Annotated in this window: 19 protein-coding genes and 1 riboswitch; of the genes, 11 read left to right on the top strand and 8 right to left on the bottom strand. The window is 50.7% G+C overall.

The window, feature by feature from the left end; genetic code table 11:
• Positions 1–100 precede the first annotated feature (100 nt).
• Entirely contained in the window at positions 101–976 is an 876-nt protein-coding gene (locus tag C557_RS0114045) for a YitT family protein (protein ID WP_018752514.1), read from the top strand.
• A gap of 96 nt (positions 977–1072) precedes the next feature.
• Here the strand turns inward: C557_RS0114045 and C557_RS0114040 are convergent, their stop codons facing one another.
• Genes C557_RS0114040 through C557_RS0114030 form a run of 3 tightly spaced genes read right to left on the bottom strand, consistent with a single transcriptional unit; the run spans position 1073 to position 3714 of the window.
• Entirely contained in the window at positions 1073–1858 is a 786-nt protein-coding gene (locus C557_RS0114040) for an ABC transporter permease (protein WP_018752513.1), read from the bottom strand.
• Between the two features lie 7 nt (positions 1859–1865).
• Complete coding sequence (locus C557_RS0114035; RefSeq protein ID WP_018752512.1) at positions 1866–2669, bottom strand: ABC transporter permease; 804 nt, start codon at positions 2667–2669, stop codon at positions 1866–1868.
• Positions 2662–3714, bottom strand: a complete 1053-nt coding sequence (locus C557_RS0114030) for an ABC transporter ATP-binding protein (protein WP_018752511.1) — start codon at positions 3712–3714, stop codon at positions 2662–2664. The genes C557_RS0114035 and C557_RS0114030 overlap by 8 nt, the downstream gene beginning before the upstream one ends.
• Before the next feature lie 247 nt (positions 3715–3961).
• On the opposite strand from C557_RS0114030, the gene C557_RS0114025 reads away from it, so the two are divergent.
• From C557_RS0114025 to C557_RS0114015, 3 genes are all read left to right on the top strand, one after another.
• A complete protein-coding gene (locus C557_RS0114025; protein WP_018752510.1) occupies positions 3962–7255 on the top strand; it encodes a DEAD/DEAH box helicase in 3294 nt (1097 codons plus the stop codon).
• A gap of 91 nt (positions 7256–7346) precedes the next feature.
• Positions 7347–7532 (top strand): hypothetical protein, encoded by a 186-nt coding sequence (locus C557_RS0114020; RefSeq protein WP_018752509.1) that lies wholly within the window; start codon positions 7347–7349, stop codon positions 7530–7532.
• 255 nt (positions 7533–7787) lie between these two features.
• On the top strand, positions 7788–8567 hold the full coding sequence (locus C557_RS0114015; protein ID WP_018752508.1) for a YheC/YheD family protein: 780 nt from the start codon (positions 7788–7790) through the stop codon (positions 8565–8567).
• 151 nt (positions 8568–8718) lie between these two features.
• Here C557_RS0114015 and C557_RS0114010 read toward each other — a convergent pair whose 3' ends face one another.
• Positions 8719–9795, bottom strand: a complete 1077-nt coding sequence (locus C557_RS0114010) for a glycosyltransferase family 4 protein (protein ID WP_018752507.1) — start codon at positions 9793–9795, stop codon at positions 8719–8721.
• Positions 9796–10009: 214 nt separating this feature from the next.
• Between C557_RS0114010 and namA the strand changes: the two genes are divergently transcribed.
• The 3 genes from namA to C557_RS0113995 all read left to right on the top strand — a co-directional run bounded on the left by namA (position 10010) and on the right by C557_RS0113995 (position 12742).
• Positions 10010–11020: an NADPH dehydrogenase NamA gene (gene namA / locus C557_RS0114005; RefSeq protein ID WP_018752506.1), complete on the top strand. Its 1011-nt coding sequence runs from the start codon at positions 10010–10012 to the stop codon at positions 11018–11020.
• A gap of 166 nt (positions 11021–11186) precedes the next feature.
• Complete coding sequence (locus tag C557_RS0114000; RefSeq protein ID WP_018752505.1) at positions 11187–11894, top strand: futalosine hydrolase; 708 nt, start codon at positions 11187–11189, stop codon at positions 11892–11894.
• Complete coding sequence (locus tag C557_RS0113995; protein WP_018752504.1) at positions 11891–12742, top strand: 1,4-dihydroxy-6-naphtoate synthase; 852 nt, start codon at positions 11891–11893, stop codon at positions 12740–12742. Before C557_RS0114000 ends, C557_RS0113995 begins: the two co-directional genes overlap by 4 nt.
• Before the next feature lie 155 nt (positions 12743–12897).
• On the opposite strand, the gene C557_RS0113990 is transcribed toward C557_RS0113995, so the two are convergent.
• Both C557_RS0113990 and C557_RS25695 read right to left on the bottom strand, forming a co-directional pair.
• Positions 12898–13782, bottom strand: a complete 885-nt coding sequence (locus C557_RS0113990; protein ID WP_018752503.1) for a radical SAM/SPASM domain-containing protein — start codon at positions 13780–13782, stop codon at positions 12898–12900.
• Positions 13783–13923: 141 nt separating this feature from the next.
• Positions 13924–14820 (bottom strand): DUF4183 domain-containing protein, encoded by an 897-nt coding sequence (locus tag C557_RS25695; RefSeq protein ID WP_018752502.1) that lies wholly within the window; start codon positions 14818–14820, stop codon positions 13924–13926.
• Positions 14821–15036: 216 nt separating this feature from the next.
• Between C557_RS25695 and C557_RS0113980 the strand changes: the two genes are divergently transcribed.
• From C557_RS0113980 to C557_RS0113965, 4 genes are all read left to right on the top strand, one after another.
• A complete protein-coding gene (locus C557_RS0113980; protein WP_018752501.1) occupies positions 15037–15450 on the top strand; it encodes a DUF4183 domain-containing protein in 414 nt (137 codons plus the stop codon).
• Positions 15451–15490: 40 nt separating this feature from the next.
• A riboswitch (Fluoride riboswitch) is annotated at positions 15491–15552 on the top strand.
• 43 nt (positions 15553–15595) lie between these two features.
• Positions 15596–15988 carry a fluoride efflux transporter CrcB gene (crcB, locus tag C557_RS0113975; RefSeq protein WP_018752500.1) on the top strand — a complete coding sequence of 131 codons (393 nt, stop codon included), beginning with the start codon at positions 15596–15598 and terminating at the stop codon, positions 15986–15988.
• The gene (crcB, locus tag C557_RS0113970; protein ID WP_018752499.1) at positions 15985–16350 is read left to right on the top strand and encodes a fluoride efflux transporter CrcB; all 366 of its coding nucleotides are present in this window, start codon (positions 15985–15987) and stop codon (positions 16348–16350) included. The genes crcB (C557_RS0113975) and crcB (C557_RS0113970) overlap by 4 nt, the downstream gene beginning before the upstream one ends.
• Before the next feature lie 93 nt (positions 16351–16443).
• Positions 16444–17532 (top strand): hypothetical protein, encoded by a 1089-nt coding sequence (locus C557_RS0113965; protein ID WP_018752498.1) that lies wholly within the window; start codon positions 16444–16446, stop codon positions 17530–17532.
• Positions 17533–17618: 86 nt separating this feature from the next.
• Here the strand turns inward: C557_RS0113965 and C557_RS0113960 are convergent, their stop codons facing one another.
• Complete coding sequence (locus C557_RS0113960; RefSeq protein ID WP_018752497.1) at positions 17619–18500, bottom strand: aminoglycoside 6-adenylyltransferase; 882 nt, start codon at positions 18498–18500, stop codon at positions 17619–17621.
• 132 nt (positions 18501–18632) lie between these two features.
• The gene (rpoD, locus tag C557_RS0113950) at positions 18633–19526 is read right to left on the bottom strand and encodes an RNA polymerase sigma factor RpoD (protein WP_018752495.1); all 894 of its coding nucleotides are present in this window, start codon (positions 19524–19526) and stop codon (positions 18633–18635) included.
• Positions 19527–19767 lie beyond the last annotated feature (241 nt).

The following is a 19767-nucleotide window of genomic DNA, read 5'->3' as shown; positions in this document are numbered from 1 at the left end:
TATCATATTCTGCTATACTGATAAAAAAGATGATTTAATCTGATAACAATATTTTATTGTTTTGTTATACTAACCATTACTAGAAAAGAAGGCTTAAACCATGAATTTAAAACAATGTACTCCTGTCCTTAGCAAACCGATTAAGGCATCTCTAAAGCCAGCACAGGAGGTCGCGATTATTCTTCTGGGCGGACTGCTTGTGGCTGCCGGGCTCAACCTGTTCCTCATTCCACACAAGCTGTTATCGGGAGGTGTAGCCGGGATCGCCTCCATCATTGGTTATATGACCGGATGGAATATCTCCTTGGTCTATTTCCTAGTGAACTTGCCATTGATCGCCTGGGGATGGAGAGCGGTGGGACGACGTTACATCGCCTTAAGCTGTATTTCCGTCCTCAGTACAACCTGGTTTATGTCCCTCATCCCTCAGGTTCATTTGACGAAGGACCCGATTCTGGCTGCTGTATTCGGCGGGATTATCTCTGCTGCAGGTATCGGCTTCTCCTTGCGGGTCGGAGGTTCAACCGGAGGGCTGGATATTCTCGGATCCATCCTAACGAGGAAATATGATTGGCCAATGGGTAACATCCTCTTCCTGCTGAACGGGATCGTCATTCTGGCGCTGGGCTTCTTCCAAAGCTGGGATCTTGCCCTCTATTCGATGTTATCTACATTCGTAAAAGGCAAGGTCGTGGATATGATCCATATCGGTCATATCAAAGTCACCTGCTTCATCATAACGAAGCAGAAGGAGCAGATGCTTTGCCAGCTACGCAAACTGCATCATGGCATTACATGCATCCACTCGGAAGGTGGCTACCATGAAGAGGAGAATTGTACACTGATGACGGTAACGACTCGCTATGAGCTGGCGGCCGTCCGTAAAGCTGTAGCCGAGGCTGATCCCCATGCTTTTATGAACGTGGTGCAATCCGCCGAAATATATGGCCGATTTGCCAGACCACCCAAGGTATAGCAGTTGGACATTTGGCCTATTTAATCAAAGAAGCTTACGAACCGTTACATGATAAGCTGCGGTTGTAAGCTTCTTTGTTTTAGAATATTTTCTATACTAAGACCCGGCTCCCCGGTATTTGCGCACCCCAAAGTTCCAGGCGGTAAGGCCTATCGCCAGAAAGACGACGCCCACCAAAGGAGTCAGCCAGGCCATCTGCTTCATCTCCTCCCGCTCCAGGAACAATGAAGCTGGATACACACCTACGAAGGCAAATGGCAAAATCCAGGTCAAGAGCACTTGAATAGCGCGGTTATAGATGGTCACCGGATAACGGCCATAGCCTTGCACATTGTACATCAGCGGCAGAATGCCCGTAGGCGCATCCGAGTAAAAGGATAAGGATGTCAGCGTGGTGTAGATGCCGGTATAGATGGCCGTTGCGCTCAAGGTGAACAGCAGCAATGCCGGGATCGTCCACCATTCCAGGCTGAGACCAAGCTGTCCCCCACTGATGATCATAATCACCATTCCGATAATCGAACCAACCAGGGCTGGCGGGTCCACATTCTCAAGAAAGATTTGGAACAAGTTATAGGCCGGACGGGTCATAATTCGGTCCATCTCGCCTTTGACAATATACCTTTCACTGAACCCCCACAAATTAATAAAACAACTGAAGATGCCAAACGGAACCATAAAGAAGCCGTAAACGAACACAACCTCGCTCTCGCTCCACCCCCCCAAGCTGTTGGTATGCATGAAGATGACGAAGATAAAGATCAGGTTCGTCGCCTGAAACAGCAAGTCAGAGATGACCTCCACCCAGAAATCCGCGCGATAGGTCAAGCGGGTCTTCATATAATTCTTCAAATATTCACCGATCAGGCCCAAATAATACATACTCTGCTCAACCTCCTTGCACGAACAGGCGCTTCCGCGAGGCGCGGTACAGCCATATCATCGGAATAAGCAGCAGGAGGAACCACACGACCTGAACGCCCAACACACCCCAGATGGATGCTCCCTGGATCCGCCCCGTAAAAACGGAGCCCGGCAGATACGTAATTGCCTGAAAGGGCAGGAACGTCATGATCCCCGACAGCCAGGAGGGAAACAAGCTAATCGGAATGATCAGTCCGGAGAACAAATCCACAATAACCCGCTTCATACGCATGAAGCCCTCGTTATTTTCCACAAAAAAGGCCATGAGTCCGGTAATCACATTAAGCTGTGAATTGATCAGAAAGCTGAAGAACAGCATGACGAGAAAGCCTGCCCACGCCTCGGGTGCGGTAGGCAATTGTACTGGATACAGCAGCATCGCTACCGCCATTCCGGGAATCATTAACATGATGAATCGAAACATGCCTTCCCCAAGCCCCTGCATCATTTTGACCATAATATAGTTATACGGACGAATGAATTGGATCGCAATGCTGCCATCGCGAATATCGGTAGAAATCTCCCGATCCAGATTGTTGAAATAAAAGGCCCTGGCCATCCAGGAAACGGCCAGATACGTCGTCATCTGCGAAGCCGTAAAGCCCCCAAGTTCCCCGCCGCCCCCGTAAATCGCCTTCCACGTAAAATAGTACACCCCAATATTCAGCGTATAGATGATAATTCCGGAATAATAGTTGATGCGGTAGGCAAGCATCGTTAAGAAACGAATGCGAATAAAATCAAGGTAAGCCCCCATCGTGCTAGACATGAATCACCGCTCCTTCGCGGCTGTCCGCGCGCTCACCGGCTTTGTTCTCGGCGGAGCCCGATTGATAAATGCTGCGCACAATTTCATCGGTATTGGTCTCTATAATTTTGATATCCGTAATATCAGCCTGGCCCACAACTTGACCGAGCACTTCAGATACGCCGATATCGCGAGGAATCCAGACCTTGGCATTCAGATCATTTTCCGCGCTCCAGATCACCGGTTGTTGCCCGGTCCAGGCACGCAATTGATCCAGCTTGGTCACGGTGCCGAACTGGAACAATACTTCCTTGCCCCTGCCCCAGCGGTCCTTGAGCTCATCCAATCCGCCATCATAAATGATTTGCCCATCGTCTAGCATGATGACCCTAGAGCAAAGTGCTTCAATATCCTGTAGATCATGCGTGGTTAGCAGGATCGTCGTTCCATGCTCACGGTTCATATCCTGCAGGAAATCGCGAATTTCCGACTTCACAACAATATCCAGTCCTATCGTTGGCTCGTCCAAAAAGACAATGGACGGATTATGCAATAACGCCGCTACCAGTTCACAACGCATCCGCTGTCCCAAGCTCAGCTTACGTACTGGCCGGCTCAAGAGATCTTGTAGCTGAAGACGCTCCACAAGCTCATCCAGCCTCTTCTTATAGTCAGCCTGTGGTACACGGTAAACCTTGCGCAGCAGCTCAAAAGACTCAATCACGCCGATATCCCACCAAAGCTGGCTGCGCTGACCGAAGACCACGCCGATATGCTGCACAAATTTCTCTCGCTCGGCATAAGGCACAAAGCCGCCCACCGATAGATGACCAGACGTTGGTACAAGAATGCCTGTCAGCATTTTGATCGTCGTGGACTTGCCGGCTCCGTTCTCTCCGATATAGCCGCAAATCTCCCCTTGCGGAATTTGGAAGGAGATATCTTTCACGGCGGCCACTTCGTTGTATTCCCTCTTGAATAAATCGAGAAAGGCCCCCTTGAGGCCCTGGCGATTTTTCTGCACTTTGAATGTTTTGCGCAAATCACGCACTTCTATAGCTGCCATGTTATGCTGTACCTCGTTTCTGCTTCTTTGTTGAAACTGTATATGCTCTGGGAGTAAATACTACACCGCTAAAAATTATATAGTAACCTCCACAAAAGCACCATACCTTGCAAGAAAGTGGCTGGCCTTGGCTGGATCGCTCTCTTAGCTTCGCATGTTACATTCCCGCATTTTCTGGTATCATAGGGACAAGAGAAACATACGAACAGATCACGAACAGACTAAGAGTATAGAGAGGAAATGACTCATGAGCTTTCCATTAACTCAGCGTGTCATCAAGCTGCTTTGCGGCCGGATTTCCTATGAACGGGGCGAAGCTTACTATCGGACGGGCAAGGTTACATTTCTGCGCATCGATCACGGATCCCGGGTGTATGAAGCCACGGTATCCGGGACCGGGCATTACCATGTCTCCCTGCAATTTGATCAACATGGTGATGTCCAGGCAGAATGCAATTGCCCTGCCTTCTATTCCTATAATAACTATTGCAAGCATATTGCCGCCGTCATGATGGGAGTTCACGATATGCAGCAAAACGGTAAAGCTCCGGTACGCGCGTACCCTTCCCTCCTCCACCCGGCACACTCCCATGAGGAGCAGCGCCGAGGCCGGGATATCCCTTCCCGTGATATCTGGATTACCCGTGACATGATGCAGCTCTTTGAGGAAGAGGCTCAGCAGCCGCTGCGGGCAGGCACCCGGTTCGATGCCCGAGCACCGCTGGAAAGTGAATTCACACTGCGCCCCTTTCCCTACGGCTATCGCAAGCATTTATTTGGCCTGGAAATGAAGATTGGCATTAAGCGCCTATATATCGTCAAGAACATCCGCGACTTTCTGGACAAGCTGTCTCGTAAGGAACCTTATAGCTTCTCGAAGCACTTTAATTATGATCCAGCTCGGCATAGCTTTCGGCCACAGGATGAGGCCCTGATCCAGAAAATGGTGGATATTTACCACAATGAGCAAATGTATCAGGAAACCCTCAGTGGTTTTTCCAGGCATAAGGCGCATGGAACAGGTGATCGACTGCTGCCGATTCCGCCTTTTCTTTGGGAAGCCATATTTCCTCTCTTGATGCAGGCTCCCTCGGTACAGCTTGAGCAGGATGGACAATTATGGGGTGGTCTCAAGCTGTCGGATGAGCTATTGCCGCTGAATTTTGATCTGAATCAAAGCAGTGACAACAGCTTTGAGTTTACGGCTCAGGGGCTTGATGACATCACAGTCATGGAAGCCTACGGTGTCATTCTCTATAATGGCCGCTTCATTCGCCAAACTCCCGCACAGGTTCGTCGCTTGGCCGAGATGAAGCATATGCTGGCGACTGCACGCAAGCGGCATATTATGATCTCTTCGGAGCAAATTGAACCTTTTGTAGAGAAGGTGTTGCCGGGTTTGATGAAGCTCGGGAATGTCGATATTGAGGAAACGGTCGCCCGCCGCATGCTCCGCACCAAGCTTATAGCCAAGCTCTATTTGGACAGAATCAAGGACCGGCTCGTGGCCGGCTTGGAATTCCAGTATGGCGACATCGTGTTTAACCCACTCGAAGAGCATGGACCCAAGCGGGGAACAGATTTGATTCTGCTGCGGGATGGAGACAAGGAACGGCAAATTATAGAACTCATGGAATCCGGCTTGTTTACCCGGACAGAAAGCGGTTATTTCCTCGATGATGAGGATGCTGAATATGAGTTCCTCTACCATATCATTCCCGAGCTTGAGAAATTGCTTGATGTTTATGCCACCTCAGCGGTGAAGACAAGAATGATTCATGACCTCAGGCCCCCAAAAATATCTGTCGAGCTTGATGAACGTACGAATTGGCTGGAGTTCCGCTTCAGCATGTCTGATATTGGAGAAGCGGAGATTCGCGGATTATTGCAAGCTTTGGAGGAGAAGCGCCGTTATTATCGGTTGCCCGGCGGAGCCTTTATGCCGCTGGAGAGCGATGAATTTCAGGAAATTATCCATTTCATGAATGAAGTTGGCCTGCGCCCTCAGGATTTCGGTGGTTCGGAATTTCGCGTGCCGCTAGCAAGAGGACTGCACATCAAGGAAGAGGAATTGCAAGGCGATGCTGTACGGCTGGGTAAGTCCTTCCGCGAGCTGCTGCATCATTTGCGGCGTCCCGGGAATCTGGAGTTTGCCGTTCCACCTCAGCTTGCTCCCGTCCTTCGTGATTATCAGGTTTATGGCTTCCAGTGGCTGAAGACGTTGGCCCATTACCGCTTTGGAGGAATCCTGGCCGATGATATGGGTCTGGGCAAAACGCTGCAAAGCATCGCCTTTATCGTCTCTGTACTGCCGGAAATTACCGAATCCGGGCAACCCGCCCTGATCGTTGCGCCCGCATCATTAGTCTATAACTGGCAGAATGAATTGGCCAAGTTTGCACCGCAGGTGAAAGTGGTGATTGCCGATGGCAGCAAAGCCGAACGAGTCCGGACACTGCGCGAGGCCGATTCCGCTGACGTCATTATTACTTCCTACCCGCTTCTGCGCCGGGATGTCGATCAATTTGCCGAATTGTCCTTTCATACGCTGTTTCTCGATGAAGCCCAGAGCTTCAAGAACCATGCTTCGCAAACAGCGCAAGCGGTCAAGAGCCTGCAAGCCCGGCAACGTTTTGCCTTGACCGGGACACCGGTTGAGAACTCTTTGGAGGAATTGTGGTCGATATTCAGCGCCGTATTTCCCGAGCTATTCCCTGGCCGTCAGGCGTTTGCTGAGCTGTCCCGGGACAAGATATCACGACGGATTCGGCCCTTCCTCCTACGTCGCTTAAAGACAGACGTGCTTAAGGAGCTGCCGGAGAAGATTGAATCTCTGCAAGCCAGCGAGTTGCTGCCGGAACAGAAGAAGCTGTACCTGGCTTATCTCGCCAAGCTCCAGCAGGATACGTTAAAGCATCTCGATGCTGACTCGTTTGGGCAAAACCGCATTCGCATCCTGGCCGGATTGACCCGGCTGCGACAGCTTTGTTGCCACCCTTCCCTATTCGTTGACGGTTACGAAGGAGGTTCGGCCAAATTTGATCAACTGTTTGAAATGATCGAGGAATGCCAAAGTGCGGGGAAACGCGTGCTGATTTTTTCACAGTTTACACAGATGCTGGATTTGATCGGGCGCGAGCTGGGATACCGGGGTCTCCCCTTCTTCTATCTTGACGGCAAGACACCTGCGGCTGAGCGCGTCGGACTATGCCAACGCTTCAATGATGGAGAACGCGATTTATTCCTGATTTCGTTAAAGGCTGGAGGAACCGGACTTAACCTCACCGGGGCGGATACGGTGATACTCTATGATCTGTGGTGGAACCCTGCCGTCGAACAGCAGGCCGCAGATCGCGCACACCGGATTGGACAAAAAAATATCGTGCAGGTCATTCGTCTGGTTGCTCAGGGTACCGTGGAAGACAAGATGTATGAGCTGCAACAAAAGAAGAAGAATTTAATTGAGGAAGTGCTGAAGCCGGGACAGGAAGCTTTATCAGCACTTACGGAAGAGGATATTCGGGAAATTTTAATGATCTGATAAATTGACGAAAGTATGTTTTTATTTGATGGGTTCGGGACAATCTAATGTGAGGGGTATACCCGCCATCAATCGCCAGAGGAGGATCATTATGGTACATCATGAAGGGCAAGAGCAGCGGGATGAATCCAAGCTGCGTAATGAATTGGACCAGCAAGGGGACTCGCTTGCCGAGAAGAAGAAAATGCAAAACGGAGTAGATATCGAACCGGAGGCCGATGAATGGATCGCCAAGCCGGTGCCTTTTGCCGATGGCAATACTGACTCCGAGGAATAACTCACGTACGACTTATACAATCCGCAGCTGCCTTTAGCGCCGCTGCGGATTGTTGTTTTTTACAAGTTGTACTGGTTGGTAGCGCCGGGGCCAGAGAATAGGTCAACTATATCTGTCAAACGACGCTGCACGCCCACCTGACCTTATGTGTTTATTTATTGCGGATTAGGTAATCATCTTTTCCCTTTTGATTTTGCGCGAATACACTGGTTCTACAACGTGCTATTAATAATGTCCTAAAGGGGATTTGCGTTTATGAAGACCACCCGGTACCCACGCCATGTCGTCAGCAAGTGGAAGAAAAACGAGGTATTGCTGCAGCATAGAACGTTACGTTCTCTTCTTCCGGATTCGATGGGCTTCAGCCGTGAGCATCTGCTCCGCATGCTGCGGAAATATAAGATGGTTTATGTTAAGCCCGTCAATGGAACTTGGGGGAAAGGCGTCATTCGCGTAGAAATGGACTCGCCCTCTCATGAAGAAAAGAGCTACCATTATCATCTGGATACGACGGCCCGTTCCTGCTCCTCCTTTGACGAGCTTTATACCGCCCTTTGCAAGCGCAAGCTCAAGAAGCGTTACCTAATTCAGCAAGGCATTGATTTGCTCCAATACCAGAACCGGCGCTTTGATCTGAGGGTGATGGTGCAGCGTACTCCGCAAAAAGGCTGGAAGACAACCGGAATCATCGGCAGATTAGCCCATCCCAAGAAAATAGTTACCAATTACCATAATGACGGGAAGCTGATGCCTGTGGAGAAGCTGTTGGCCCCTCACTTGAAGCAGACTTATCTCCCGACTTATCTGGCCTCCCTGGAAAACCTGGGAGAGGAGATCGCTGAGCATTTAAACAGCCGCTTTCCCGGTATTCGCGATCTTGGAGTCGATGTTGCTCTTGATCAAAAGCTTCGTCCATGGATTCTTGAGGTCAATACCTCCCCCGATCCCTATATCTTCCGCAAGCTGAAGGATAAGAGCATGTTTCGCACCGTTATGCAATATGCGCGTGCCAATGGCAAGCTTAAATCGCGATGAGCTAGCAAGCGGAGTGAATCTATTGCCGGAGTACCAAATGAAGTCGGAACAGCCGCCCTATAAGTACGCTGCTAAAGCCAAATTAAAAGGACAGAATCCCGAAAGCGCGGACCGGGTATCCTGTCCTTTTAATTTATTTTAAACTCATAAGCTACATGATTAGTGACTGGTAGACACTCATCAGCTTCGCAGCTGTTTGCTTCCAGCCAAAACGCTTGACCGCATGCTCTCTTGCCTTCGCTGCCATCTGGGCAGCGGCTTCGCGATGCTGCACCAGCTGCCAGATCCAATGAGCATGCTCTTCAGGCTGGTTGTATTCATCAACCAAATATCCGTTCTCCCCATGCCGGATAATTTCACTAATACCGCCAATGTTTGAAGCGATCACTGGCAAGCCGCACGCCATGGCTTCTACGTTGACCAAGCCAAATGCTTCATGTTCCTGCGAAGGACAAGCCAGGCAATCCGCTCCCTGAAATTTGCGATGAATGACCGTATGAGGAACGCCTCCTGTGAACCGAACCGGAACTCCCTTGAGACGCGCCAGCTTGCGCAACTCGCGCATATACCCCGGTCTGCCGCGGCCAACGACAGTCAAGGCAACATCCTTTCCCGCCTTACGTACCAGACTAATCGCCCGAATCAGCACGGGAACTCCCTTGCGCCGGATAACCCGGCCTACAAATAATACATTGAAGCTGGCAGACGGAGCTTTTTGCGTATTCGGCTGAAATCGATCGGTATCCACCCCAAGATGCACGGTAACTATTTTGCTGCTGTGCTGGGGAAATCGCTGTGACAGACGGAGCTTTAATGATTCACTGTTAGCGATAATCACATCGGCTTTAGCCAAACATTGGTTAATTTGATCTGTGGGCCTGACAAATGTTAGTGAATGGAGAAATAAGGATACGGGAATATTAGGAAGTAATCTCTTCAATTTCGCCATGTAATGTGGCCGATTATCCACCTGGATGAGGTCATAATGCCGTCCTCTGACGTAACGCAGCACCGAGGCCATATAAACACGGGGACTGCCCGCGCCCACCCGGATAATCGTCAAGTTGCCCATACGGCTGATGTGAGGCCGATTTCTTGCCCGTCTGCTGATTAGCGTTATGGTATGACCGGAAGACGCCCACTGGCGGGCTATAGCCAGCATGCATATTTCCACCGACCCGTTGCCAGGAACCGGTAACTGCTCGGGTGCCACCATCAGAATATTCATTAGCCCTATGCCCTCCCTTACCCAATGGCCTGTATCTATTCACCATATGCGTCAAAAGGGAAATACGCACCCCTGTTAAAAACCTAACATGATTACCCATAGTATAAAAAAGTATACTATACTACATATTTGTGCGTACTTGTAACCTTGGAACATGTGGTCTACCATGATATAAGACAACCGTATGGATAAATAATAAAAGGAGTGGTAGCTCGTGAGTTCCAAACTGTTTACCCCGTTTACGCTAAAAGAGGTTACTTTCAAAAATCGCATCGTCATGTCTCCGATGTGTCAATATTCAACACCTCAGCAAGACGGGATCGTTGGAGACTGGCATAAAATACATTATGCTACTCGGGCGGTTGGCGGCGTAGGGCTCATTATTATTGAAGCAACCGCTGTATCCCCTGAAGGACGCATCAGCTACAACGATCTTGGCATATGGAGCGATGAGCATGTAGCCGGTCTCAAGGAGGTTGCCGATCTGGTGCATCAGAATGGGTCTAAAATTGGCATTCAGTTGGCCCATGCCGGACGCAAGGCCGAATTGGAGGAAACCATTCTTGCCCCTTCAGCTATTCCATTTCCGGAAAAGAAAACCCCTAAAGCGGTAGACACCCAGGAGATTCAAGGCATTATTTCCGCTTTCCGGGATGCGGCCCGTCGTACACGAGAAGCTGGTTTTGACGTAATTGAAATCCATGCAGCTCACGGCTATCTCGTGAATGAATTTCTGTCGCCTGTCACGAACCGGCGTGAAGATGAATACGGTGGCAGTGCTAGAGCCCGTTATCGTCTGCTTGGTGAAATTATCGAGGCGGTCAAGACGGAATGGTCAGGCCCGCTCCTTGTGCGGATATCGGCGGAGGAATATGATCCACAGGGAAATTCGCTCGAACAATATATTGACTATGCCCGGCGAATGAAGGAACAAGGTGTCGATCTGGTAGATTGCAGTTCAGGCGGCCTGGTCCCGGCACCAATTCAGGCGTACCCGGGATATCAAGTCAATCTGGCTGACCAAATTCGGCGTCAAGCCGATATTGCTACCGGTGCGGTTGGCTTGATCACCAGTCCTGCCCATGCCGAAGAAATTGTGAGCAACAATCGGGCCGATCTTGTTTTCCTGGGACGTGAGTTACTCCGCAACCCTTACTGGGCTTATGAAGCAGCTAAAGAGCTGCGCACTACGCTGGATCGCCCCGCACCTTACGAACGGGCTTAATTCAATTCATGTCATGAATTTTTAGCCTGATTGCCAAATAGCCCCTGCTCGCCAAACCCGCGAGCACGGGGCTTGTTGTTTTCTATACGATGAAAGATAAGCTTGGCTTTGCTTCTGTGCAGCTATATAATTTGGAGAGTGAATTTGGCGAGAGGAGTTGGTATGCATGAATCATCTTCGCATTCTAATTATGACTGCCGTTGAGGCAGAACGCGCTGCTGTGATGCGTGGACTCGACAGCTATAAGAATGCCGAAGTACGAATCGCCGGAGTTGGACCAGCAGCGGCAGCAGCTTCCACCGCGACGGTGCTGACTCTGGCTGGCGTGACCGGCGGCTTGCTGTCCATCCCCACAGAGGACCGACCCGTGGCGAAGAGCTTTGATCTCGTCATTAGCGCCGGGATTGGGGGCGGCTTTGCGGATATCGCGCCCATCGGTTCATTGGTCGTGGCCAGTGACATCATCGCTGCTGATCTGGGAGCGGAGACGCCTGAGGGTTATGTCAGCGTAGATAAACTGGGCTTTGGGGCTTCGCATATTTCAACAGAGCAGAAGCTCTCCCGGCGCTGGACTCAGGCTTTGCAAGCCGCAGGCTTAGCCGCAAGCCATGCCCCGGTGCTAACGCTCTCGACCGTTACCGGAACGGCGGCAACTGCGCGCGATCTCGCTTTACGTTATCCCGGAGTTGGCGCGGAAGCGATGGAGGGCTACGGCGTTGCAGAAGCTGCTAGGCAATTTAACTTGCCTTCGCTTGAGCTTCGCGCCATCTCCAATACGGTTGGCCCCCGTGAGCGGGAATCCTGGAAGATCGGGGAAGCCTTGCAGGCTTTGGAACAAGCCTGCACTATATTAACGGAGGTGCTGTCATCATGAAAATTGCTTTTTCCCCTTGCCCCAACGATACCTTTGTATTCCATGCCTGGGCTCATGGATTGATTCCCGGTGCTCCCGAATTAGAAGTCACTTATGCCGACATCGATATTACCAACGGGCTAGCTGCTTCCGGAGAAGGCCCCGAGGTACTGAAAATATCCTACGCCGCCCTGCCCTGGGTGCTGGATGAATATGCACTGCTCCCATGTGGAGGTGCCCTTGGCCGCGGCTGTGGCCCCTTGGTGCTAACCAAAGGTTCTGCAACCGATGCTGTCGATGCGGCAGCGTTGTCGGGTCGCCGAGTTGCCGTTCCAAGTGAACGTTCAACCGCTTATTTGCTGTTTCGGCTATGGGCCGCGAAGCATATTCCGGGTGGCGTAGGCGAAATTATCGTGATGCCGTTTGATAAAATAATGCCTGCTGTACAGCGCGGAGACATTGATGCCGGGTTAGTCATTCATGAAGCCCGCTTTACCTATCCCTCCTACGGCCTGGACCTGCTGCAGGATCTTGGCAGTTGGTGGGAAAAAGATACTGGGCTGCCCATACCGCTTGGCGCCATCATCGCCCGACGCTCAATGGAGTTGCAGCAACTTGCCCGTTGGACAAGAGAATCCCTGGAATATGCCTGGGCACACCCGGAGGCTTCTGCTGAATATATAATGAACCATGCTCAGGAGATGTCGCCGGATGTGACCCAAGCTCATATCGACCTCTACGTCAACAAATACACAGCGAATTTAGGCGAAGATGGATATGCCGCAGTCACCGCCCTGCTGGAACGTGCAGCCGCCGAAGGACTGGTGCCCAAGATCGATCCGCTCAAGCTAAAGGGGGACTGGGGCTGACAGGGGTAGTAATCTATACTTGCCTAATTACATCAAAAAAGCAGCTACACCCTGCTAATCGGTATCCTTCATCCCGGAGCTTCTTTCCCTTGGGATGAGAGATACCGTTTTTTGGGGAGTAACTGCTTCATGTATTCCTGGGAGCGGCGTGGGGCTCAGGCTCCACCGCCAAAACGTTTGCGATAACCGCATTTTCGGCACAGTTCCTCTACCGCCTCACGCCGGGAGAAGCCCTCATACAGTCGGTTGGCCCGCTCTCCTTCAATAATCTCGGAGAACGGAGTCTGGTTGATATTACCGAGATTAATCACGCCTTCCCCATCCAGGCAGCATGGAATTACCGTGCCATCCACGAGAATCCCCGCCTGATTACGCAAGCCGTGGCAAAAGCCCTTGCCATCATCCTCTTCAGCTCTCAAATCTGGCCAAGCGAACTCGTAATCCTGATTTAAATAGACCTGTTCAGCCAGCTTAATCCCTCCGCCGGGAACGATCTTCTCTTCAATATGGTAATCAAGCCCGAACTCTCGCTCAATCAGCTCGAGGGTCGCCCGATTTCGGTTGTGCTGCAGATTAGTTTCATTGTTTTGGGTAAGATTCCACAGCCGGAAGGATACCAGCAGCTCTGACGTAGCCAGCGCTTCCCGCACAAAGGACAAAATATGGCTGACATATCCCTCGCGGTCCGTCGAACCTTCATGTCCGTCAAAGCTGTGCAAGGAGAAATTGATCTGCCGGAGCGCCGGCTTCCCGAGCAGCTTATGCCGCACCTTCGGCAGCAAGGTGCCGTTCGTTGTAATGTTCACGTGAAATCCTTTTTCATAGCTGATATCAAGCAGTTGATCAATCTTCGGATGAAGCAATGGCTCTCCTTTGACATGGAAATAGATATAATCCGTATGCGGTTTGATATCATCAAGAATTTTCCGAAAATCGTCAACTTGTATAAATTGAGATTTACGTTGGGTAGGCGGACAAAAGCTGCATGCAAGATTACAAATGCTGGTTGTTTCGATGTAAAATTTTTTGAATTTTTTCATAAGAACCTGCTTTGTTCAGTTATAGTTATATCCTCTATTCTATCTCAAATTGCCTGGAAACCCTAGCGCTAAAATATCACTGTCGCTTATACCGCCGTGCCGCTAGATCAGCCAATATATGTCTGCCATAACTGTACTTCGCTAAGGTATTGCCTGTGCGGTGATTCTGATATTCTCGATGATGATTGGTGTTCCTGCCAACAAAGCGTCCTGGGATAAATCCAGAGTTAGTGAATCCGGCTGCAAAGTGAACAATCTGCCCTCTTGCATCATGCCATTGATATATAGATTGGTATAGGCATCAGGGCCAATTCCGTCAAAGCTTGCCGGATTATTTCCATTATCATTGGTGAATTCATTAGCTGCAATCTCCACGGGTCCGCCGCCGATCGCTGCGGGTGGAGTATAGAAATATCGGAACGCAGTAGGTGTGACTACAATAGCTCCACCCGGAGGCCCTACCGCCCCCGTCGCCCCGGTGACTCCCGGCGCGCCCTGCGGCCCCGCTGCTCCCGTCGCCCCGGTGACCCCCGGCGCGCCCTGCGGCCCCGCTGCTCCCGTCGCCCCGGTGACCCCCGGCGCGCCCTGCGGCCCTGCGGCTCCCGTCGCCCCGGTGACCCCCGGCGCACCCTGCGGCCCTGCTGCTCCTGTCGCCCCGGTCACTCCCGGCGCGCCCTGCGGCCCTGCTGCTCCTGTCGCCCCGGTCACTCCCGGCGCCCCTTGCGGCCCTGCTGCTCCCGTCGCCCCGGTGACCCCCGGCGCGCCCTGCGGCCCCGCTGCTCCCGTCGCCCCGGTGACCCCCGGCCCCGGAGTCAGGGGATCGCAACGCAACTCCCCAAGCTTTGGCGGTCTCCCGGTTCCGCTAGAGCGTTTTTGACATGTTGCTCCCTTGCGTTCCGGCGCCTTTTTCCACCGTTTTGAATCGCAACGCCGAATCTTTCTTTTAATAGGTGAAGCCTTTCTGCCCTTTACCTGCTTGCTATGGCGCCTTTCAACTTTGACAATCACGCATCTCATGGTGCGCTTTGCAGTTGCCATCCCTCTACCTCCCGCTGAGATTTTACTCAAGCTTCACTCGCTTCCATATCATATGTTGGCTTGCTTGGCAGCGAGATAGACGAATATCCCCCAGTCCAAAACGCAAAAAATCCATGATGTACAGGGGAAGTGCGCCGTTTCTATTAATGAGGTTGTTTCATTATATGATTATGTATCGAATCTTTCGGTACCATCAGAGATTAGGAGGTGAACTTCATGCCTGTAGTTAAACCTGTATTTAATGCCGTAGCTTCTGCTCCTGTAGCTTCCGGAGGTGAAGTGACCACAACGGTTACGCCGACAGTTACCCGTTATTTCGCGACCCTGACAGCCGATATGATCGGTGCAACGGACACCACAATTCCTGCCAGCAGCTTTGTTGATGATGCAGATGGCCAGGTGACAGATTTGCCTGCACTTACCGGCAGCGACTACTTCAATGTTTATATTAACGGCGTTATTCAACAAGCTTCATTATCTACCCTGTCAACCGCCAGCCTTGTGCTGGATACTACTGATTTGTTTGCCGGCATTCCTGTCCAGTTGGAAATTGGCAACTTTGGAGATGTATCTTCAGCAATTACAACTCCTCAGACTATTTCGGCGCCAACCATTACCATCTTCACTTAAAAGCAATTGACGAACCTCTTTCTATCTTTTACAATTGTTGCAGTGCATAGGCGATGGAGTTCGCCACAACCGCTTGGATAAGCTGATGACTCCTACCAGTTCATACTGGTAGGAGTCTGTCTATTTTAAGAGGAGGATAAGAGCAATGAATGTGCTGGCATTAATGATTGGCGGATTTCTGGGCACCATACTCCGCTACACCTTGGGTCAATGGATACCGGCTATCAACAGCTTCCCTTTGTCTACCCTGCTGATTAATTGGTTTGGTTGCCTGTTCCTGGGCTGGTTCTTCACTACCGCCAACCCCAAGAAAATGCGGCAAGATGTATATATTGGCATGGGTACAGGATTTACGGGGGCATTCACCACGTTCTCAACCTTTGCAGCCCAGACTGTAGATGCCTTACATACAGGTCATTTGCTTGCTGCCGGCCTTTACACCGTAAGCAGCATAACAGGAGGCTTGGCAATGATCCGGCTGGGGATATGGTTAGGGCATCGAACAGTACAGGGCCCACGAACGGGGGAATCCGTATGATTGTTCTTGTTGGATTTGGAGGCATCCTGGGTACTTTATTGCGTTTTTATCTGGGGAGATGGGTGGCCATCCGTACTGCCAGGAGAGGGTCGTGGTTTCCATGGGGAACCTGGATTATCAATATCAGCGGCTCCTTACTGCTGGGGATATTAACCTCCCTTCACTTCCATGGCACAATACCGGACTGGAGCTGGCTTATACTGTGCACCGGGTTTTGCGGCGCATATACCACCTTTTCCACCTTCGGGTATGAAACGGTTTCTCTCATTGAAGGCGGCCATGTTGCACAGGCAACCCTCTACGTTTTGTCCTCCCTGGGGCTCGGGCTTGTTGCCGCCTGGTCAGGCATGCAGCTCTTTTAGCGCCCCCGGCAAAAGCCCGCTTTGCAAACCAATGTCACGGCAACTGCATACGTTAGAAGTAAATCCGCGATATTCGAGAAAAGGTGATAGCATTTGGCCAGTTTTCGTAAAGCTTATTTGCTAAAAAAACGCATTGCCGGAAGCATTCTAAAACAAAAAGGGATACATGGAGTAGGCGTAGGCCTACGCGATCCCAAGCACCCCAAGAAAGGCGCTGCCATTATCGTATATGCCGACGCGATGGCTGCCACAGGTCGTATCCAAAAGAATAAGAAGAAGCGGCGGCCCTCAGTGCCGAGATACTTGAAATCACGTTCAGGTGTCCCCTTCCGCATCGTTCGCTCTCCTCGATTTTGCAAAAAGGGGGCAAGCGGCGGCTCCTTCGCTCGCCGAATTCGTCCCGTTGTAGCCGGATACAGTGTAGGTACCTCCGAAGCCTCCGGCACGGCGGGTCTGATCGTAAGCAGCGATGCCAGCGGGCAAAGCCGCTTGATCCTTAGCAACAATCACGTGCTGGTGGACAACAACACCCAACGCTACTCGCCTACGCTTCAACCTGGAGGCGCTGACGGTGGTAAGGCTGTTCGCGATCAGATCGGTAAGCTTGACCGCTTCGTCCGGCTTAGCAAACGTAAAGTCAATTATCTGGATGCCGCTACATCCAAGCCACTGCGCCGTTCATTGCTCAAACCCGCATACGCTGTCTATGGCACCGTACCCGGTTACGTATCACGCTACAAAGTTGGGGATCGCTTCAAAAAGGTTGGTCGCACCACAGGGGCAGTCACAGGTACGGTAGAATCTATTCATACCGATGTGCAAGTGGACTATGGTGATTATGGCAACCTGGGGACCATTACCTTTAAGGATCAGAGCATTATACGAGGCAGACGACCTGTCTCCCTGGATGGGGACTCGGGTTCGGTATGGCTGACGCAAAAGGGCAACTATGCCGCAGCAGTTAACTTTGCCGGCTCGGATAACGGAATATTGTCCATCGCCTATCCAGTCGATTGGTTCATGCGGGTTTTTGGCACTCGGGTAGCCAAGCCGGGAACGCACAGAGTCCGGCGTGGGGCAACTGGCAAATATGCCTGCATTCGCCCGCTCACTCCCAAGCTGCTTAATCGGTTGCGACCTACTAAAGCCCTCCCCCACAAAACCATCCGCAGCCGTCCATAAAAGCTGATTCTCGCATCTATATCGCCCGATTTCTCGCTGGGTGAACGGCCCCTCATTGTTGAACATATCTACAATGAGGGGCTCGCTCAATGGATCTCCTTTGCATCCCGGGGCAAATTTCGGATATGCTCTAGGTATTTTGTCATTTGGATGTCATCTGCTTCATGGTAGCTGTACCTTAAATCCCTGGCTACTTCGTTGGCAAGCAGCCTGAACAATGCACAGGCCGCAAAGACGGACACCCACATCTTCTCATAATTGCTGTCCGAATAGGTCTGTTCATACATTCTCCAATAGGATTCTGGCAAGTACGTTTTCATATATTTTCCCATTTTCCCAATCGAGACACTATAATTTTGTTCTGATCCCACCCACCATGACACCATCTCATTCAGTCGCGGTCTGATCACGCCTTCAAACATCTGTTTTGCGTAAGGCAATTCATCACGCCAGATCCCTTTGGCTACATTTTGCAGACACCACCAGAAATCATTGCAACAGCTGGCATAGAGCGGCTCCGAAGGCTTCTTGACTTGATAATCCCGATCTGTTGGAGCCGCAATGCTTGGCAGGCAGCCGTCCTTGTCCAACAGAGGAATGGTAAGTAAATCACTACCATATCTCTCCAGCATGGCTTCTTTCGTTTCAATCTTAAGATCGATTCGATTACCATCTGTGAACAACATTAAATACATATAAGATTGTTGGATGTCTAGAGCCCTGCCGCTTTCCAGATCATTCTTGTCAGGCTCTTGCATCATGATACGATCACCGAACACATCAATCCATCCTGTCTGTTGCATGAAGGAAGTGACTTCCTTCACGACATACACTATATCGTAATCCTGAAATATGTCCTTGGGTACATTCGGATTGGTACGTGATCCATTCATATACACAGCACGAATTTGCTCGTCCTTTCTGGCAACATCCAAAATCAAAGCCATCATATCCTCTTCTGCTCTCATGGGGGGAGCCTCCTTCATTTTCCGATCAGACCGGCCGTATATTCAATAACTTTGTACTTAAGCATCTGACTGACTTTCATAAGAACAAACAAACTCCCCAGGAACCATTCCCAGGGAGTCTTATCCATCATCCTATTCCATAAAATCCTTGAGCCGCTTGCTGCGGCTAGGGTGTCTCAGCTTGCGCAGTGCTTTGGCTTCAATCTGGCGAATCCGTTCCCGGGTTACGCCAAATTCCTTACCGACCTCTTCCAGGGTGCGCGTACGCCCGTCATCCATACCGAAGCGAAGACGCAGCACATTCTCCTCACGCTCAGTCAGCGTATCGAGGACCTCTTCAAGCTGCTCCTTCAGCAACTCGTAAGCTGCCGCTTCCGCAGGTGCCGGGGCATCGTGATCTTCAATGAAATCGCCCAGGTTAGAGTCGTTCTCTTCCCCGATCGGGGTTTCCAGCGAAACCGGTTCTTGGGCAATCTTCATGATCTCTCGTACTTTTTCCGGGGTCAAATCCATCTCTTTGGCAATTTCCTCGGGCGTAGGCTCGCGTCCAATTTCCTGAAGCAACTGTCTGGAAATGCGAATCAATTTGTTAATTGTCTCAACCATATGAACAGGGATACGAATTGTTCTTGCCTGATCGGCAATGGCACGTGTAATCGCCTGACGAATCCACCACGTTGCATACGTACTGAATTTGAAGCCCTTCGAGTAATCAAATTTCTCTACAGCCTTAATCAGTCCCATATTGCCTTCCTGAATCAAATCCAGAAATACCATACCACGTCCAACGTATCGCCGGGCGATGCTCACAACCAGCCGCAAATTTGCCTCAGCAAGACGGCGTTTGGCTTCTTCGTCTCCGTTCTCGATCCGTCTGGCCAGATCGATTTCCTCCTCAGCGGACAATAGAGGCACCCGCCCAATCTCCTTTAGATACATCCGTACCGGATCATCAATCTTTATCCCTGGCGGCAACGTCAAATCATCGGTATACTCCGCTTCATTATGCTTCAAGTCCTCTGCCATCTTTCAGACCCCCCACCCTAAAAAATGAAAACTATAAAAAATGCTTTTTTATCTCTAAGACCTGTCTATACATTTGACAAATCATTGATATTATGCTATTATTGAGAAGATTATTGCTACATTATGTGAGTGGCTATCCGTCATTGTACCACAGGACAGGTTATAATACAAGGTTTTGAACCATGAATTCATAATGAGACGCTGACCCTTGAGGATCAGCGTTTTTTTGTCCTCTTATTCT

The organism is Paenibacillus sanguinis 2301083 = DSM 16941 (assembly GCF_000374825.1).
GTDB classification, from domain to species: domain Bacteria; phylum Bacillota; class Bacilli; order Paenibacillales; family Paenibacillaceae; genus Fontibacillus; species Fontibacillus sanguinis.
The sequence above is the reverse complement of the archived record's forward strand: the minus strand, read 5'-3'. Positions and strand labels throughout refer to the sequence as shown.

Coding starts and splice junctions, on each gene's coding strand:
- C557_RS0114030 (WP_018752511.1), bottom strand. CDS start 3,714: ATGGCAGCTATAGAAGTGCGTGATTTGCGCAAAACATTCAAAGTGCAG.
- rpoD (WP_018752495.1), bottom strand. CDS start 19,526: ATGGCAGAGGACTTGAAGCATAATGAAGCGGAGTATACCGATGATTTG.
- crcB (WP_018752499.1), top strand. CDS start 15,985: ATGATTGTTCTTGTTGGATTTGGAGGCATCCTGGGTACTTTATTGCGT.
- C557_RS25695 (WP_018752502.1), bottom strand. CDS start 14,820: ATGGCAACTGCAAAGCGCACCATGAGATGCGTGATTGTCAAAGTTGAA.
- C557_RS0114000 (WP_018752505.1), top strand. CDS start 11,187: ATGAATCATCTTCGCATTCTAATTATGACTGCCGTTGAGGCAGAACGC.
- C557_RS0113990 (WP_018752503.1), bottom strand. CDS start 13,782: ATGAAAAAATTCAAAAAATTTTACATCGAAACAACCAGCATTTGTAAT.
- C557_RS0114040 (WP_018752513.1), bottom strand. CDS start 1,858: ATGTATTATTTGGGCCTGATCGGTGAATATTTGAAGAATTATATGAAG.
- C557_RS0113995 (WP_018752504.1), top strand. CDS start 11,891: ATGAAAATTGCTTTTTCCCCTTGCCCCAACGATACCTTTGTATTCCAT.
- C557_RS0114020 (WP_018752509.1), top strand. CDS start 7,347: ATGGTACATCATGAAGGGCAAGAGCAGCGGGATGAATCCAAGCTGCGT.
- C557_RS0114025 (WP_018752510.1), top strand. CDS start 3,962: ATGAGCTTTCCATTAACTCAGCGTGTCATCAAGCTGCTTTGCGGCCGG.
- crcB (WP_018752500.1), top strand. CDS start 15,596: ATGAATGTGCTGGCATTAATGATTGGCGGATTTCTGGGCACCATACTC.
- C557_RS0114010 (WP_018752507.1), bottom strand. CDS start 9,795: ATGAATATTCTGATGGTGGCACCCGAGCAGTTACCGGTTCCTGGCAAC.
- C557_RS0114035 (WP_018752512.1), bottom strand. CDS start 2,669: ATGTCTAGCACGATGGGGGCTTACCTTGATTTTATTCGCATTCGTTTC.
- C557_RS0114045 (WP_018752514.1), top strand. CDS start 101: ATGAATTTAAAACAATGTACTCCTGTCCTTAGCAAACCGATTAAGGCA.
- C557_RS0114015 (WP_018752508.1), top strand. CDS start 7,788: ATGAAGACCACCCGGTACCCACGCCATGTCGTCAGCAAGTGGAAGAAA.
- C557_RS0113980 (WP_018752501.1), top strand. CDS start 15,037: ATGCCTGTAGTTAAACCTGTATTTAATGCCGTAGCTTCTGCTCCTGTA.
- C557_RS0113960 (WP_018752497.1), bottom strand. CDS start 18,500: ATGAGAGCAGAAGAGGATATGATGGCTTTGATTTTGGATGTTGCCAGA.